The 1,990-nt window shown below is 55.7% G+C and carries 2 rRNA genes (1 of these 2 only partly in view); both read right to left on the reverse strand.

What is annotated here, in order from left to right:
- Positions 1 to 425, reverse strand: a 23S ribosomal RNA gene (locus QQK48_RS18450) (it extends 2,497 nt beyond the left edge of the window).
- 317 nt (positions 426 to 742) lie between these two features.
- Positions 743 to 1,990, reverse strand: a 16S ribosomal RNA gene (locus QQK48_RS18455); the annotation flags it as partial.

Below are 1,990 nucleotides of genomic sequence, written 5' to 3' on the forward strand. Positions count from 1 at the left end.
TTGCACATTCCACAATCCGTTTCGCCTACGGGGCTCTCACCCTCTCTGGCCGGCCTTCCCATGCCGTTCTCCTACGCATTGCTTCCTGCTGGCTCCCTGCAGGTCCACCAACAGTCCGACCCGCATACCCATCGACTGCAGTCTGTACCTCGCATTCGGTTTGGGCTTCTCCGCTTTCGCTCGCCACTACTTGCGGAATCGCGTTCGCTTTCTTTCCTCGAGGTACTGAGATGTTTCAGTTCCCTCGGTTGCCTCCGTACACCTATGTATTCAGTCTACGGTACCAGCGCTTCACACTGGTGGGTTTCCATTCGGACATCCACGGCTCTAGCTCGCTTACAGCTCCCCGTGGCATTTCGGTGTTCGCCCCGTCCTTCTTCGGCTCCTGGCGCCTAGGCATCCTCCGTGCGCTCTTTCAACTCACCGTTTTGACTTCCTACCACAAACGTGATTATTCCATCTATAAATCCGGTTTCGTTAACCTGTTACGCATTTACGGTTACCCTTACTTATTCGGTTGTTCCATATTCAGTTGCCAAGTGTACTCCGCGCCTTCTAATCTGTTCGATTCTTCGTTGGTCGTCCTCTGACTGCTCACGTACAAAAATACGCTCACTCATCATCGTCCTCCCGCCTTGTACTCCTCCATCTTGAAACGCGCTTTGGTTTGCTTCCACCTCATACGAGGCTTGGCTCCCTCAAAACTAAACACCCACGTCCTAAAAGCCTTGTTTCTCCGTAGAAAGGAGGTGATCCAGCCGCACCTTCCGATACGGCTACCTTGTTACGACTTCACCCCAATCATCAACCCCACCTTCGGCGGCTGGCTCCCTAAGGTTACCTCACCGACTTCGGGTGTTGCCGACTCTCGTGGTGTGACGGGCGGTGTGTACAAGGCCCGGGAACGGATTCACCGCGGCATGCTGATCCGCGATTACTAGCAATTCCGGCTTCATGCAGGCGAGTTGCAGCCTGCAATCCGAACTACGAACGGCTTTTAGGTTTCGCTCCACCTCGCGGCTTCGCTTCCCGTTGTACCGCCCATTGTAGCACGTGTGTAGCCCAGGACATAAAGGGCATGATGATTTGACGTCATCCCCGCCTTCCTCCGACTTACGCCGGCAGTCACCTGTGAGTCCCCACCACTACGTGCTGGTAACACAGGTCAAGGGTTGCGCTCGTTGCGGGACTTAACCCAACATCTCACGACACGAGCTGACGACAACCATGCACCACCTGTCTCCTCTGCCCCGAAGGGAAGGACTATCTCTAGCCCGGTCAGAGGGATGTCAAGCCCTGGTAAGGTTCTTCGCGTTGCTTCGAATTAAACCACATGCTCCACTGCTTGTGCGGGCCCCCGTCAATTCCTTTGAGTTTCAGTCTTGCGACCGTACTCCCCAGGCGGAGTGCTTATTGGGTTTCCTTCGGCACTGGGGTGTGTCCCCCCAACACCTAGCACTCATCGTTTACGGCGTGGACTACCAGGGTATCTAATCCTGTTTGCTCCCCACGCTTTCGTGCCTCAGCGTCAGTCACTGTCCAGCAAGGCGCCTTCGCCACTGGTATTCCTCCACATATCTACGCATTTCACCGCTACACGTGGAATTCCCTTGCCTCTCCAGCACTCAAGTTATGCAGTTTCCAAAGCAATCCCAAGGTTGAGCCTGGACTTTCACTCAGACTTACACAACCGCCTACGCACGCTTTACGCCCAGTGATTCCGGACAACGCTTGCCCCCTACGTATTACCGCGGCTGCTGGCACGTAGTTAGCCGGGCTTTCACTCGGTACCGTCTCACAAGGAGCTTTCCACTCTCCTTGTCGCTCTCCCCGAGCAACAGAGCTTTACAACCCGAAGGCCTTCTTCGCTCACGCGGCGTTGCTCCGTCAGGCTTGCGCCCATTGCGGAAGATTCCCTACTGCTGCCTCCCGTAGGAGTCTGGGCCGTGTCTCAGTCCCAGTGTGGCCGGTCACCCTCTCAGGTCGGCTA

This window comes from Demequina litorisediminis (assembly GCF_030161615.1).
Classification (GTDB): Bacteria; Actinomycetota; Actinomycetes; order Actinomycetales; family Demequinaceae; genus Demequina; species Demequina litorisediminis.